This window comes from Kineococcus sp. DHX-1, assembly GCF_042473625.1.
Classification (GTDB): Bacteria; Actinomycetota; Actinomycetes; order Actinomycetales; family Kineococcaceae; genus Kineococcus.
Genome location: NZ_CP170445.1, coordinates 1,532,281 through 1,546,391, shown reverse-complemented (window position 1 = coordinate 1,546,391; position 14,111 = coordinate 1,532,281). Strand labels below are relative to the sequence as shown.

At 76.0% G+C, this 14,111-nt stretch carries 12 protein-coding genes; 10 read left to right on the top strand and 2 right to left on the bottom strand.

All coding sequences use genetic code 11. The annotated features are described in order from the left end of the window. Nucleotides 1–146: 146 nt before the first annotated feature. Nucleotides 147–1,316, top strand: coding sequence for a nicotinate-nucleotide--dimethylbenzimidazole phosphoribosyltransferase (locus ACFEMC_RS07465; RefSeq protein WP_380175048.1), 1,170 nt, complete (start codon nt 147–149; stop codon nt 1,314–1,316). Here the strand turns inward: ACFEMC_RS07465 and ACFEMC_RS07460 are convergent. Continuing rightward, nucleotides 1,271–1,981 (bottom strand): GNAT family N-acetyltransferase, encoded by a 711-nt coding sequence (locus tag ACFEMC_RS07460; RefSeq protein ID WP_380175047.1) that lies wholly within the window; start codon nt 1,979–1,981, stop codon nt 1,271–1,273. The two genes, ACFEMC_RS07465 and ACFEMC_RS07460, sit on opposite strands and share 46 nt — an antisense overlap. Nucleotides 1,982–2,003: 22 nt before the next feature. Here ACFEMC_RS07460 and ACFEMC_RS07455 point away from each other — a divergent pair, with 22 nt between their 5' ends. The 5 genes from ACFEMC_RS07455 (at nt 2,004) to ACFEMC_RS07435 (ending at nt 8,738) form a co-directional block, all read left to right on the top strand. After that, complete coding sequence (locus ACFEMC_RS07455; RefSeq protein WP_380175045.1) at nt 2,004–3,506, top strand: leucyl aminopeptidase; 1,503 nt, start codon at nt 2,004–2,006, stop codon at nt 3,504–3,506. Between the two features lie 334 nt (nt 3,507–3,840). Further along, nucleotides 3,841–4,218, top strand: coding sequence for a hypothetical protein (locus tag ACFEMC_RS07450; protein WP_380175043.1), 378 nt, complete (start codon nt 3,841–3,843; stop codon nt 4,216–4,218). A 226-nt stretch (nt 4,219–4,444) separates the two neighbouring features. Continuing rightward, entirely contained in the window at nt 4,445–5,824 is a 1,380-nt protein-coding gene (gene lpdA, locus ACFEMC_RS07445) for a dihydrolipoyl dehydrogenase (protein ID WP_380175041.1), read from the top strand. A 69-nt stretch (nt 5,825–5,893) separates the two neighbouring features. Further along, entirely contained in the window at nt 5,894–7,768 is a 1,875-nt protein-coding gene (sucB, locus tag ACFEMC_RS07440) for a 2-oxoglutarate dehydrogenase, E2 component, dihydrolipoamide succinyltransferase (RefSeq protein WP_380176655.1), read from the top strand. A gap of 79 nt (nt 7,769–7,847) precedes the next feature. Continuing rightward, the gene (locus tag ACFEMC_RS07435; RefSeq protein WP_380175039.1) at nt 7,848–8,738 is read left to right on the top strand and encodes a TIGR01777 family oxidoreductase; all 891 of its coding nucleotides are present in this window, start codon (nt 7,848–7,850) and stop codon (nt 8,736–8,738) included. A gap of 24 nt (nt 8,739–8,762) precedes the next feature. Here the strand turns inward: ACFEMC_RS07435 and ACFEMC_RS07430 are convergent, their stop codons facing one another. After that, complete coding sequence (locus ACFEMC_RS07430; protein WP_380175037.1) at nt 8,763–10,553, bottom strand: protein kinase; 1,791 nt, start codon at nt 10,551–10,553, stop codon at nt 8,763–8,765. Nucleotides 10,554–10,621: 68 nt separating this feature from the next. Here ACFEMC_RS07430 and ACFEMC_RS07425 point away from each other — a divergent pair, with 68 nt between their 5' ends. From ACFEMC_RS07425 to lipB, 4 genes are all read left to right on the top strand, one after another. Beyond that, complete coding sequence (locus tag ACFEMC_RS07425; RefSeq protein WP_380175035.1) at nt 10,622–11,950, top strand: NAD(P)/FAD-dependent oxidoreductase; 1,329 nt, start codon at nt 10,622–10,624, stop codon at nt 11,948–11,950. After that, complete coding sequence (locus ACFEMC_RS07420; protein ID WP_380175030.1) at nt 11,940–12,674, top strand: Type 1 glutamine amidotransferase-like domain-containing protein; 735 nt, start codon at nt 11,940–11,942, stop codon at nt 12,672–12,674. Before ACFEMC_RS07425 ends, ACFEMC_RS07420 begins: the two co-directional genes overlap by 11 nt. 113 nt (nt 12,675–12,787) lie before the next feature. Then, complete coding sequence (locus ACFEMC_RS07415) at nt 12,788–13,360, top strand: hypothetical protein (RefSeq protein ID WP_380175028.1); 573 nt, start codon at nt 12,788–12,790, stop codon at nt 13,358–13,360. A 96-nt stretch (nt 13,361–13,456) separates the two neighbouring features. Then, nucleotides 13,457–14,104 carry a lipoyl(octanoyl) transferase LipB gene (lipB, locus tag ACFEMC_RS07410; protein ID WP_380176653.1) on the top strand — a complete coding sequence of 216 codons (648 nt, stop codon included), beginning with the start codon at nt 13,457–13,459 and terminating at the stop codon, nt 14,102–14,104. Nucleotides 14,105–14,111 lie beyond the last annotated feature (7 nt).

Below are 14,111 nucleotides of genomic sequence, written 5' to 3'. Positions count from 1 at the left end.
CGGGGCGCTCCGGCGCGACAACCCTGTCCGCGGGCGACCCGCCGGACGGTGGGCGCACCCCCGCGGGGGCGGGCGGGTGGGACCATGCCGGGGCACGCGGGGACCGTTCCCGCACCACGCCCCGCCCCCGTCCACGAGGAGTCCCGATGACCGACGGCCCGCGGCCGTTGAACCTGCGCGAGATCGCGGAGGGCCTGCGTTCCCCGCACACCTCCGAGGCGCGACCGCGCCGGGTGGCGCCGCTGCTGCCGGCCTCGCGCGCCGACGAGCTCGCGCGGTGGCTGGCCGGGACGCAGGACCGGGACGTCGCCGCGCCGCTGGACCGCGTCCGGCTCGTCGTCTTCGCCGGCGACCACGGCGTCGCGGCCCGCGGGATCTCCCGCCTGGAGCCGGGCTGGACCGCGACCGCCGTCCGCGACCTCGTCGCGGGGCGCGGGCCCGTCGCCGCCCTGGCCGCGCAGGTCGGCGCCCAGGTCGAGGTGCACGCCGTGGGCGTGGACTGGGGCGCGGACGGCACAGGTGACGGGAGCGCGGACGTCCCCGCGTCCGTCCTCACCGGGGCCCTGCACCCCTCCGGCGACATCGCCCGCGAGGACGCGCTGACCGAGGCCGAGGTCGAGGCGGCCGTGCGGACGGGGGCCGCCGTGGCCGACGCCGCCGTCGACGCCGGCGTGGACCTGCTGGTGCTGGGCGACCTGGGCGTGGGCGCCACGGCGGTCGCCTCGACGCTCGTGGCCGTCTGCCTGCGCAAGGGCGCGGTCGACGTCGTGGGCCGCGGCAGCGGGATCGACGACGACGCCTGGATGCGCAAGACCGCCGCCGTGCGCGACGCCGTCCGCCGCGGCCGCAAGCTCGCGACGCGGCCGACCGCCGTCCTGCAGGCCGTCGGCAGCGCCGACGTCGCGGCGGCCGTGGGGTTCCTGCTGCGCTCGGCCGCCCGGCGCACCCCCGTGCTGCTCGACGGCAGCCTCGGCATCGCGGCGGCCCTGCTGGCCTCCCGCGGGGTGCCGGGCGCGGAGAAGTGGTGGCAGCTGGGGGCCTCGACCGCCGAACCGGCGCAGGTCCTGGCCGCCGAACGGCTCAAGCTGCCCCCCGTCCTCGAGCTCGGCGCCGGGCGCGGCGGCGGGGCGGGTGCGCTCGCAGCCGTGGGGGTGCTCCGTGCGGCGCAGACGCTCGCCGCGGCCGACGAGGCGGACCTGCCGCCGCTGCCGGACCCGGAACCCGAGCCCGAGCCCCTCCCCGAGCCCCTCCCCGAGCCCCTCCCCGAGCCTCAGGCCGAGGTCGCTCCCGACGAGAGCGCGCGCCCGAACGTGTGACCGGTGGCTGAGCGGTCCAGCTCGGTGAACCCGGTGCGGCGGTAGAACGCCACCGCACCGGGGTTGGCGGCCGACACCCCCAGGTGCACCCCCGGGGAGCCCGCGGCGGCCAGCTGCGCGCACAGCCGGTCGACGAGCAACCGCCCCAGCCCGCGCCCCTGCAGCCGCGGCAGCAGGTCGACGTGCAGGTGCGAGGGGTACCGCGGTGGGTGCTGCGGCGCGTGCTGGGCCCACAGCGGGTCCGGCCGCACGCCCGCGTGCACGATCCGCAGCAGCCACTCGTCGTAGGTGCCCTCGTACCCGTCCTCCGGCCGCGGGTAGCGCCGGCGCAGCGGTGGCCACCAGTGCTCCTCGCGCCAGGCCTCGAACCGGGCCGTGTCGACACAGCCCAGGAGGTAGCCCGCGGGGCCCTCGTCGTCGAGGACGAGGGTGCCGAAGGACGCCCCGTCGAGGCCGTAGGCGTGGGCGTACGGCGTCGCGTAGACGTCACCGAGCAGGTCGGGGAAGGCCGTGCGGCCGCTCGCGTCGCCTCCGCCGTCCCCCGTCAGCCGGCACAGCACCGACAGCGCCGGGGCGTCGTCTGGCACGACGGGCCGCCACCGGACCCCGGGGAGCACCTCCCGCTCGGTGTCCGCGACCCCGCCCTCGTCCCCGGTTGCTCGCACACGGTCACGTTAGGGTGCCCGAGTGCCGCGTCTCCTCCTCAGCAGCAAGTCGGTCAAGAGCGTGTCGGTGGACGCCCTGGTGCTCGGGCTGACGCCCGCCGCCCCGGGTGCGAAGTCCACCGCGCCCGTCCTGCTGGGGGGTGAGGACCTCCCCCGGGCGACCCGTTCCGCCCTCGTCGACGCCGCCGTCGCCCTCGGCGCCACCGGTGCCGCGGGTCAGGTGCACCTCGTGCCGGGCGTCGCGGGCCTGGGCACCGGTCTCGTCACCCTCACCGGCGTGGGGACCTCCCCCGACGCCGAGGCGCTGCGCCGCGCGACCGGTGCGGCCGTCCGCGCGCTGGCCGGGCACCGCCGAGTCGCCCTGGGCCTGCCGGTGGCGGACGCCACGACGGCCGCAGCCCTCGCCGAGGGCGCGGCCCTGGGCGCCTACGCCTTCACGCGCTACCGCGCCGCGACCCGCGAACCCGTCGCCGAGGTGACGCTCCTGGTCGACAAGCCGCGGGACAAGGCGCTGCGCGCGGCCGTGGAGCGCGCCGGCGTGGTGGCCGCGGCCGTCCACACGGCGCGCGACCTCATCAACACCGCGCCCGCCGACCTCGCACCCGCCGACCTCGCCGACGCCGCGGTGCAGGCGGCGGCCGGCACCGGGTTGACGGTGCGGGTGCTGGACGAGGACGCGCTGGCGGCCGGCGGGTACGGCGGCATCCTCGGCGTCGGCCAGGGCTCGTCGCGTCCGCCGCGCCTCGTGGTCCTCGAGCACGCGCCGGCCCGCGCCAAGGGCCACCTCGCCTTCGTCGGCAAGGGCATCACGTTCGACTCCGGTGGCCTCTCGATCAAGCCGGCGGCCGGCATGGAGACGATGAAGAGCGACATGTCGGGGGCGGCGGCCGTCCTCGCCGCGGTGCGCGCCGTCGCCGAGCTGGACCTGCCCGTCAAGGTGACCGGCTGGCTGGCCGTCGCCGAGAACATGCCGTCGGGCACGGCGATCCGCCCCTCCGACGTCCTGACGATGTTCGGTGGGACGACGGTCGAGGTCCTCAACACCGACGCCGAGGGCCGCCTCGTCCTCGGCGACGCCCTCGTCGCCGCGTCCGCCGAGCAGCCGGACGCGGTCGTCGACGTCGCCACCCTCACCGGCGCCCAGGTCGTCGCGCTGGGCAACCGGGTCTCGGGCGTCATGGGCAACGACGACGCGTTCCGCGCGGCGCTGCTCGCCGCGGCCGAGCGGGCCGGGGAGTCGTTCTGGCCCATGCCGCTGCCCGAGGAACTGCGCGCGACCCTGGACTCCCCCGTCGCGGACCTGGCCAACATCGGCGACCGGGCCGGCGGGATGCTCGTGGCCGCTGTCTTCCTGCGCGAGTTCGTCGGCAGCACGCCGGCGGGGTCGCCCATCCCGTGGGCGCACCTGGACATCGCCGGTCCCGCCTTCGCGACGGGCGAGCCCTGGGGCTACACGCACCGCGGCGGCACCGGTGTCGCCGTGCGCACCCTCGTGGCCCTCGCCGAGGACCACGCGCGGCGCTGACCAGGAGGCTTCCCGGACGTCCCCCGGAAGGGGGACGTCCATTTCCCGGGGAAGAACCGGTGCAGGAATGCGGACCGCCGCTGCAGAAGTGATCACCTGGGATCGTTTCCCGATGCCGAGTCGTTGCGTCGCAGGATGTTCATCCCGCATTCTTTCGGGTGTGGTGGCGGGACTGCTCCAGACGGGTGATCCTTTTCCTTCTGATGTCCTACACGGTGAGCAACTAGCTATATGCTCACCGTGACGGCCTAGTTCGGGGGCGTCACTTCCGACCGGTTCGGTTCTCTCAACCAGACACCCCGGTGTGCACCGGGGCACACGTCACGGAGGCACCATGTCCACGCGCCAGACCACGTCCACCCGCGCTTCCCTGCAGCGCCTCGCGCGCACCGCGGCCCTGTCGCTGACCGCGGCCGCCGTCATCGCCGGCGGCGGACTCGGTGCGGCGGCGTCGGCGTCGGCCGCCCCGTCCAGCACCCTGACGGTGACGAAGTCCGCGCCGGGCCTCAAGGGTTCCTCCGACACCCAGCGCAAGGAGTCCTCGACCGACCGCAAGGAGTCGTCGACGGACCGCAAGGAGTCCTCCACCGACCGCAAGGAGAGCTCGACCGACCGCAAGGAGTCCTCGACCAACCGCAAGGAGTCGACGGTCACCCGCAAGGAGAGCACGGTCGAGCGCAAGGAGTCCTGGACCGCCGAGAAGGAGCGCTGAGCGCCCCGGACCGAAGGCTCGACACCCCCCGACACGAGCTGGTCGCACGGCACCTCCCCACCGCGGGGAGGTGCCGTTCGTGCGTCCGGCGGGCGCGTCACCGGGTCACCCGCGGGTGGGGGACGCCCCACGACGCACCGCGACGCCCCCCTCGCGCTCCGGCCGGGGCGTGGTGAGAGGATCACGAGGAGCAGTCACCAGCACAAGCCGACCTCAGGAGCATTTCGTGGCAGGTGCCGCCGGGCAGGAGTACGACGTCGTCATCCTCGGGGGAGGCAGTGGGGGCTACGCCGCCGCCCTGCGGGCCGCCGAGCTGGGGCTGTCCGTGGCCCTCGTGGAGAAGGACCTCCTGGGAGGGACGTGCCTGCACCGCGGGTGCATCCCGACCAAGGCGCTGCTGCACGCGGCCGAGGTCGCGGACACGGCCCGTGAGTCGGAGACGTTCGGCGTGCGCGCCACCTTCGACTCCGTCGACATGGCGGGCGTCAACAAGTACAAGGACGGGATCATCTCCCGCCTGTACAAGGGCCTGCAGGGGCTCGTGAAGTCCCGCAAGGTCGAGCTGGTCGCGGGCACGGGCAAGCTCGTCGCCAAGAACACCGTCGAGGTCGACGGCACCCGCTACGTCGGGAAGAACGTCGTCCTGGCCTCCGGTTCCTACTCCCGCAGCCTGCCCGGTCTGGAGATCGGCGGCCGGGTCGTGACGAGCGAGCAGGCGCTCGCGCTCGACACCGTCCCCGAGCGCGTCGTCGTCCTGGGCGGCGGCGTCATCGGCGTGGAGTTCGCCAGCGTCTGGCGCTCCTTCGGCGCCGACGTCACGATCGTCGAGGCCCTCCCCCACCTCGTCCCGCTCGAGGACGAGGCCGCGAGCAAGGCGCTCGAACGCGCCTTCCGCAAGCGCGGCATCGCGTTCTCCCTCGGCGTACGCTTCGCGGGCGTCGAGCAGTCCGACAGCGGCGTCACCGTGAAGCTCGAGGACGGCAAGACCTTCGAGGCCGACCTCATGCTCGTCGCCGTCGGCCGCGGCCCGAACACCGCCGGCCTCGGCTACGAGGAGCAGGGCATCGCGATGGACCGCGGGTTCGTCCTCACCGACGAGCGGCTGCGCACCAACGTCGAGGGCGTCTACGCCGTCGGCGACATCGTCCCCGGTCTGCAGCTGGCCCACCGCGGCTTCGCCCAGGGCATCTTCGTCGCCGAGGACATCGCCGGCCTGGACCCCAAGCCCGTCGACGAGCTGGGCATCCCCAAGGTCACGTACTGCGAGCCCGAGGTCGCCTCCGTGGGCCTGACCGAGGCCAAGGCGCGCGAGAAGTACGGGGACGTCGACGTCCTGGAGTACAACCTCGGCGGCAACGGCAAGAGCCAGATCCTCGGGACCACCGGCTTCGTGAAGCTGGTGCGGCAGAAGGACGGTCCCGTCGTGGGCGTCCACATGGTCGGCTCCCGCATGAGCGAACAGGTCGGCGAGGCCCAGCTCATCGTGAACTGGGAGGCCTACCCGCAGGACGTGGCGGACCTCATCCACACGCACCCGACGCAGAACGAGGCCGTCGGCGAGGCCTTCCTCGCGCTGGCCGGCAAGCCCCTGCACTCGCACGCGTAGCCGACCGACCACCCTGAACCCGCGGCGTCTCCCAGGCGCCGGAGACCGTCCGTGAGGAGAACCGAACAGATGTCGAACTCGGTGCAGATGCCCGCTCTCGGCGAGAGCGTGACCGAGGGCACCGTCACGCGGTGGCTCAAGCAGGTCGGCGACACGGTCGCCGTCGACGAGCCGCTGCTGGAGGTGTCCACCGACAAGGTCGACACCGAGATCCCCTCCCCCGTGGCCGGGGTGCTCCTGGAGATCCTCGTCCCCGAGGACGAGACCGCCGAGGTGGGCGCGGACCTCGCCCGCATCGGTGAGGAGTCCGAGCAGGGCGGTGGGCAGAGCGGTGGATCCGGTGACGCTGCCCCCGCCTCCCCGGCGGAGTCGCCCACCCCGCCGTCGACGCAGGACGCGCAGTCCGCCCCGGAGTCGGCGCAGGAGCCCGACCCCGAGCAGCCGCCGGCCGCGGCCGCCGCCCCCAGCTCCGGCGGTTCCGGTGCCGGGCAGGCCGTGCAGATGCCGGCCCTGGGCGAGTCCGTCACCGAGGGCACCGTCACCCGGTGGCTCAAGGCCGTCGGCGACAGCGTCGAGGTCGACGAGCCGCTCCTGGAGGTCTCGACCGACAAGGTCGACACCGAGATCCCCTCCCCGGTCGCCGGCACGCTGCTGGAGGTCCTCGTGGGCGAGGACGAGACGGCCGAGGTGGGCGCCGACCTCGCCCGCATCGGTGACGCCTCGGCCCAGAGCGCCCCCGCCCCGCAGGAGAGCCCGGCCCAGGACGCCCCCGCGAAGGAGGCCCCCCAGCAGGAGGCCCCGGCGCAGGAGGGCTCGCTCGCCGACGAGGTCGAGGAGCGCAAGGCCGCCGAGAAGCAGGCCGAGGAGTCCACCCAGCCGTCGGCCGGCTCCTCCGGCGAGCCCGCCGCCGCGCCGGCCCAGCCCGCGCAGCAGTCGCCGTCCGCTCCCGCACCGGCCGCGGAGTCCTCGGCTCCGTCCAGCGCGCAGTCCACGGGGGGCAGCACCTACGTGACGCCGCTCGTGCGCAAGCTCGCCAAGGACCTCGGGGTGGACCTGTCCTCCCTCACCGGGACGGGCGTCGGCGGCCGCATCCGCAAGCAGGACGTGCAGGAGGCCGCCGACAAGGCGGCCGAGGCCGCCAAGGCCGCGCAGCAGCAGTCGCAGGCCCCCGCCGCCGCAGCGCCGTCGGCGCCCGCCGCGAAGGCCCCGGCCGTCGAGGTCTCCCCCAAGCGGGGCACGACCGAGAAGATGTCGCGCCTGCGCAAGGTCATCGCCCAGCGCATGAAGGAGTCGCTGCAGAACTCGGCGCAGCTGACCACCGTCATCGAGGTCGACGTCACGAAGGTGGCCCGGCTGCGGGCGCGGGCGAAGGACTCCTTCGCCGCGACCGAGGGCGCGAAGCTGACGTTCCTGCCGTTCTTCGTCAAGGCCGCGGTCGAGGCGCTCAAGCAGCACCCCTCGCTCAACGCCAGCATCGACGGCGAGAACATCGTCTACCACGGCAGCGAGAACATCTCGATGGCCGTGGACACCCCCAAGGGCCTCATCACCCCCGTCATCAAGGACGCGGGCGACCTGAACCTCGGTGGGCTGGCGCGCAAGATCTCCGACCTGGCGGCCCGCACCCGCGCCAGCAAGATCACCCCGGACGACCTGTCCGGCGGGACGTTCACCATCACCAACACCGGCAGCATCGGGGCCCTGTTCGACACCCCGATCCTCAACGCCCCGCAGGTCGCCATCCTCGGCACCGGTGCGCTCGTCAAGCGTCCCGTCGTGCTGACCGACGCCGACGGCCAGGACACGATCGCGGTGCGCTCGATGATGTACCTCGCCCTGTCCTACGACCACCAGATCGTCGACGGGGCCGACGCGGCGCGCTTCCTGCAGACCATCAAGAAGCGCATCGAGGCCGGCGAGTTCGAGGGCGAGCTCGGTCTCTGAACCTGCTCGTCAGCAGCCCCGTTCCTGCAGCAGGGACGGGGCTGCTCCCGTTCTCCCACCACCACCTTGGAGTGTGCTCGTGCGCGTCGTCGTCAGCGGGGCCAGCGGTCTCATCGGTCGTCACCTGGTCGCGCACCTGCGGGGGGCGGGCCACGACGTCCTGACCCTCGTGCGCCGGCCGGCGCGCGAGCCCCACGAGGTGCAGTGGGACCCCTCGCGCGGGGAGCTGGACCCGCGGGCCCTCGGCCGCCTCGACGGCGCGGTGAACCTGTCGGGCGCCGGCGTCGGAGACCAGCGCTGGACCGACGACTACAAGCGGACCATCCTCACGTCGCGCCTGGACACCACGTCCACGCTCGTCGGTGCCCTGCTCCGGCTCGACGAGGCGCCGCAGGTCCTCGTCAACGCCTCGGCCATCGGTGCGTACGGCGACGGCGGCTCGGCGGTCCTGACCGAGGACGCCCCGCGCGGCGACGACTTCCTCGCCGACGTGGTGGCGCAGTGGGAAGGCGCCACGGAACCGGCCTCCGCGGCGGGCATCCGCGTCGCTCTCGCCCGGACCGGCCTGCTCGCCAACCCCGTCGGCGGGGCCTTCGGGCAGCTCCTGACCCTCTTCAAGCTCGGCCTCGGCGGCCCGCTCGGCAGCGGCCGGCAGTGGTGGAGCCCCATCTCGATGCCGGACGAGATCTCCGCGCTGCAGTTCCTCCTGACGCAGCCGGTCTCCGGGCCCGCCAACCTGACCTGCCCGGAACCGGCGACGAACACCGCGCTGACGACGGCGCTCGGTGCTGCGCTGCACCGGCCCTCGCTGGTGCCGGCCCCGGCGTTCGCGCTGAAGCTCGTCCTCGGGGAGTTCGCGGGACAGGTGCTGGCCAGCCAGCGCGTCGTGCCGTCCGTGCTGCTGGAGCACGGCTTCACGTTCCGCCACCCGGACGTGGCCGCGGTGACGGGCTGGCTCGCCCGGGCCTGAGCGCCCGCGTCCGGCCGCGGAGCGTCACCCGACGGCGCTGACGCGCCACTCCCCCGCGACCCGGTCCAGGGTCAGGCGGGACGTGCGCGCGTCACCGGCCGGGACGGTGGTGCGCGCGCCCGCGGACGAGACGACGACGTGCTCCGTCGTGACCACGTCGGCTTCCAGCACCCACCGGTCCGCCGTGCGCTCCACCTCCCGGACCGCGCGGACGTCGAAGGCCAGCGTCTCGAACGTGCTGCCGCTCGCCGCGAGGTCGGCGAGCACCGCCTCGTCGGCCGCCCGGGCCGCGGAGCCGGCGACGTCGACACCCGACAGGGCCTCCGCGGACCCCGCCGCCAGCGCGGATGCCCGCCGGTCGGCGAGCACTCCCACCACGGCCGCCGCGTCGTCGCCGCGCAGCACCTCGTCCCCGCCCAGTCCTCCCCCGTCCAGGGGCGGGGACTCCACGACGCCGGGTGGGGCGGTGACGGGCGTGGCGGCGCGGGTGGGCGACGGCGCGTCCGCCCGGCCGTGGAGCGCGAGCAGGAGGGCGGCTCCCGCCACGACCGGCAGCGCGGCGGCCGCCAGGAGGAGCCGCCGGCGCCCCGACCGCGCAGGACGAGCCGTCCTGCGCGAGGCACCGCGACGACGGGGGTCGGGACGGGTGGACGCCCGGGGCACGGCGCGGACGGACGGGGTGGCGTCGCCGCCGGCCCCGGGAACGGGCGAGGAGCCGGGGACCGGCGAGGCGTCGGGTCCCGTCGGAGCACCGGGGACGCGCACGAGGTCGCGCGCGGCGCCCCCGGCGACCCCGGCGCCGGCGACGCGCTGCGTGGCCCCCGGGGGCGCCGGGACCGGGCCGGCCGGCACGGCGGCCGGGACGGCGAGACCGCGCACGGGGCGGGGACGGGCCGCGGCCGCCACAGCCGAGGCGAGCTCGCCGGGCGTGGGCCGTCGCGACGGCTTGCGGTGCAACCCCTCGCGCACCGCGGCGAGGAGGGCCCCGGACCCTGCGGACGGCAGCGCCGCCGCGGCCCGCCGGTGCGCCTGGCGGGACCCGAACGCCCCCGAGGCGACGGGCACCTCCCCCGTGAGGGCCCACCAGGCGAGCGCCGCGAGGCCGTACACGTCCGACGCCGCACCGACGCCCTCGCCCGCGAGCGCCGCAGGATCGGCGAAGCCGGGGGTGCCCAGGACGCTGCCGTGCCGCCGGCCCAGCGCCCGGGCGACGCCGAGGTCGGCGAGCAACGGTTCGCCGCGCGCGTCGAGCAGGACGTTGCCGGGGGCGACGTCGCCGTGGACGACCCCGGCGGCGTGCAGGTCCTCCAGGGCGGGGCCGAGCACGTGCAGAAGGCCGCTGACCTCCCCCGCCGACAGCCGGCGCCGCTGGGCGAGCACCGCGGCGAGCGACCCGCCCGGCGCCAGGTCGAGGACGAGCACCGGCCGGCCCTGCGCGTCGGTCGAGATGTCGTGGACGGCGACGACCCGCGGGTGCCGCACCCGGCGCAGCAGGGACAGCTCGGCGAGCAGGTCGGGCCCCTCGCCCGGACCGGGCGCGACGGGCGCCGACAGCACCTTCAGGGCCCGCTCGACCCCGTCCGCCCCCGTCCCGGCCCACACGACGCCGGACCCGCCGGCCCCCAGGAGCCGCCCGACGGCGTACCCGTCGACGACGGGGGCGAGCCGGCGCGGGTCGTCCCCGAGCGCGGACAGCGCCTCGCGCCGCCACTGCCGGCCCGGCCCGGACCCGGCCGCGCGCGGTCCGGCGGCTGCGGTCGGGGCGGTGCCCCGGGACCCGGTGGTGGGTCCGGTGAGGGGTTCGGAGACGGTCACCCGGACAGGGTGGCGCACGGGCGGGGACTGCCGCGCTGGTTGTCCACAGGGTCGATACGCTCTGGGGCGTGACCGCTGGCACCTCCCTCGACACCGCCCACCCGCCGACCGCCGTGCGCACGTCCGCGGAGGTGGTCGTCGTGGGCGCGGGCCTGGCCGGCCTCGTCTGCGCGCGCCACCTGCACAAGGCCGGCGTCGACGTCCTCGTCGTCGAGGCCGCCGACACCGTGGGTGGTCGCGTGCGCTCGGAGACCCTCGGCAGCTTCCGCGTCGACCGCGGCTTCCAGCTCCTCAACCCCGCCTACCCCGAGGTGGAGAAGGTCCTCGACCTCGACGCCCTGGACCTGCAGCCGTTCGACGCGGGCGTGGCCGTCCACCGCGGCGGCAAGGTCGCGACGCTGCGCGACCCGCGCCGGCACCCGACGGCGCTCCTGCAGGCCCTGCGCTTCCCGCTGGGGTCGGCCGGGGAGAAGGCGGCCGTGGCCCGCTGGCTGCTGAAGGTGACGTCCGCCGCGGACCTGAAGGACCCGGACTCGGGCTGGTCGGACGGCCTCGACGCCGCCGAGGTGCACGGCGAGCTGCGCTGGTCCGTCCTCGAGCCGTTCCTGGCGGGGGTCCTCGGCGAGGTGGACGGGACGACGTCGCGCCGCTTCGTCGACCTGCTCGTGCGCACCTTCCTGCGCGGGACGCCGGGCCTGCCCGCGGGCGGGATGCAGGCCGTCCCCGACCAGCTCGCCGCCGGGCTGCCGGCCGGATCGCTGGCCACGGGGGTCACGGTGCGGCACATCGGGTTGGCCCCCCGTTCGCTCGTCGTGGAGACGGCGGGCGGCGGCATCACCTGCGACGCCATCGTCGTGGCGACCGACGCCCACACCGCGGGCCACCTCGTGCCGGTCCTCGACGTGCCGGACAGCAACGCGCTGTCGACGTTCTGGTTCGGCGCGCCGTCCTCCCCGGCGCCGGACTCGCGCGCGAAGCTGCTGCACCTCGACGGCGACCGCACCGGTCCGGTCGTCAACACGGCGGTCGTCTCCGCGGTCGCCCCGAGCTACCTGCAGCCGGGCTCGGAGCACCGCGCCCTGGTCAGCGCGCAGGTCCTCGGCGCCGACACCGGCGCCGAGGTGGAGCGCCGCGTCCGCGAGCAGCTGGCCCGCGTGTACGGCGCCCACACGGCCGAGTGGACGCGCGTCGCCGCGCACTCGATCCCGCACGCCCTGCCCGTCGTGGCCCCGCCGTTCGAGGGCCCCCAGCCCGTCGACGTGGGCGACGGCGTCTTCGTCGCCGGCGACCACCGGGAGAACGCCTCCCTGCAGGGCGCGCTCGTCTCCGGGCGCCGCGCGGCCGACGCCGTGCTGACGAAGACGTTCGGGCGCAGCGGTTCCGCGCGTGCCAGCTGAACGCCCGACGATCGTCGCGACGTCCGGCGGCTGGACCCGCCGGGAGCTCGGCGGCGTGGACTGGGCGGGGACGGCGCACCTCGCCGTCCAGCTCGCCCGGGTCCCGTCCGGGCGGGCGCCGCGGCTGACGTACCTCGGCACGGCCGGGGGCGACCAGCGGTCGTGGGCCGCGGAGGTGCACGCGGCGGGCAGTCGGGCCGGGTTCCGCACGACCGTCCTGGACCTGTTCCCGATGCCCGGCGTGGCCGACCCGGCCGCGCAGCTCCTGGCCTCGGACGTCGTCTGGGTCGGCGGCGGCTCGGTGGCGAACCTGCTCGCCGTGTGGCGGGTGCACGGCCTCGACGACGCGTTCCGCGCGGCGTGGGAGGCCGGGGTCGTCCTCGCCGGCGTGAGCGCCGGGTCGATCTGCTGGTTCCAGGGCGGGACGACGGACTCCTTCGGTCCGCAACTGCGCGCCGTGACGGACGGACTGGGCCTGCTGCCCTACGGCAACGGTGTGCACTACGACTCCGAGGCCGCCCGCCGGCCGCTCGTCCACGAGCTGGTGGGGTCGGGCGTCCTGGGCGAGACGCACTGCAGCGACGACGGAGTCGGCCTGGTCTACGCCGGCACCGACCTCGTCGAGGCCGTCACCGAGGTGGCCGGCAAGGGCGCGTACGTCGTGCGGCGGGACGGGGCCGGGGTCACCGAGACGCGGCTGGAACCGCGCCTGCTCCCCCGCTGAGGCGGACCTCGGGCCCGACACCGGTCCACACGGACCACACAGGTCGTTCAGGGGCCGTTGCGGGGACGGGGACCGATGGTCGGGGGGTCAGCACCCGAGCAGGAGGACCTCCCGTGGACGCACCGCACCCCCAGCAGCCGACCGGCTCCCCGTCCGGCCCCGTCTCCGGCTCACCGTCGGGCCCCGTGCAGGGCCGGGCCGTCGCCCCCGTCGGGTTCACCGGCCCGCCTGCGGGCGTGGCGCAGGCCCACGGCCAGGACCCGACGCTGGTCCAGGGCCCCGTCTGGGCCTCGCTCACCCCGCCGCCGGCCGCGGCGGCGTGGACGGGAACCCCCGTGGCCCCGCGGCGCCGCCGGTGGGTGCCGGCCGCCCTCGCGGGTGCGGGTGTCGTCCTCCTGCTCGGCGGCGGGCTCGGTGGCTACGCCGTCGGCCAGGCCGTGGCGGGGACGGACGGTGCACCCGGGACGACCGGGCAGGCCGGCCAGCTCGTGCCCGGCGACGGCACGTTCCCCGGCGGTGACGGCAGCGGCGGCGGGTTCGGGGGGCCGTTCGGCCAGCAGGGTCAGCTGGGCCAGGGCCAGCTCGGTCAGCAGGGCACGGACGGCTCCGGTTCCGGCACGGGGACCGGCACCGGGTCGGGTGCAGGCACGACGAGCGGCGGAACGGGCTCGACGACCACGACGTGACCGGACGGCGCCGCCGGGTCCTCGACGTAGGCTTCCGGGGTGACGCAGGCCCCCGCACACCCCGGCCCTCCCGTCGCCGGACCCGACGGGCGCCCCCTGCGGATCGAGCGGTACGGCCTCGGGGAGCGCCGGGTGCCCTACGAGGAAGCCTGGGAGGCGCAGCGTCGGCTGCACGCCGCCGTCGTGGCGGGCGAGGCGCCGGACACCGTCCTGCTGCTCGAGCACGACCCCGTCTACACGGCCGGGCGCCGCACGAACTCCTGGGAACGGCCCGACGACGGCACACCGGTCGTCGACGTCGACCGCGGCGGGCGGATCACCTGGCACGGACCGGGGCAGCTCGTGGGCTACCCCGTCGTCCGGCTGCGCGGCCCCCTCGACGTCGTCGGCTACGTGCGACGGCTCGAGGAACTCCTCATCGCCGTCGCCGCCCGGTTCGGGGTGGAGGGCTACCGCGTCGAGGACCGCACGGGGGTCTGGACGGCCGACGCTCCGCTGGCGCCGGGGTGGCGGGCGGAGAACAAGCTGGCCGCGATCGGCGTCCGCGTCGCCCGGGGCGTGACCATGCACGGGTTCGCGCTGAACTGCGACACCGACCTGCAGGGCTTCTCCCACATCGTCCCGTGCGGGTTGCCGGACGCGGGCGCCACGTCCCTGAGCGCCCGGGCCGGCCGGCGGGTGGACGTCGCCACCGCCGCCGACGTCGTCACCGAACTGCTGCCCACGGCCGGTCTGCCCGGCTGACGGGGAA

Excerpts from the sequence above, each read along its gene's own strand:
- ACFEMC_RS07465 (WP_380175048.1), top strand. The coding sequence starts at position 147 with ATGACCGACGGCCCGCGGCCGTTGAACCTGCGCGAGATCGCGGAGGGC.
- sucB (WP_380176655.1), top strand. The coding sequence starts at position 5,894 with ATGTCGAACTCGGTGCAGATGCCCGCTCTCGGCGAGAGCGTGACCGAG.
- ACFEMC_RS07450 (WP_380175043.1), top strand. The coding sequence starts at position 3,841 with ATGTCCACGCGCCAGACCACGTCCACCCGCGCTTCCCTGCAGCGCCTC.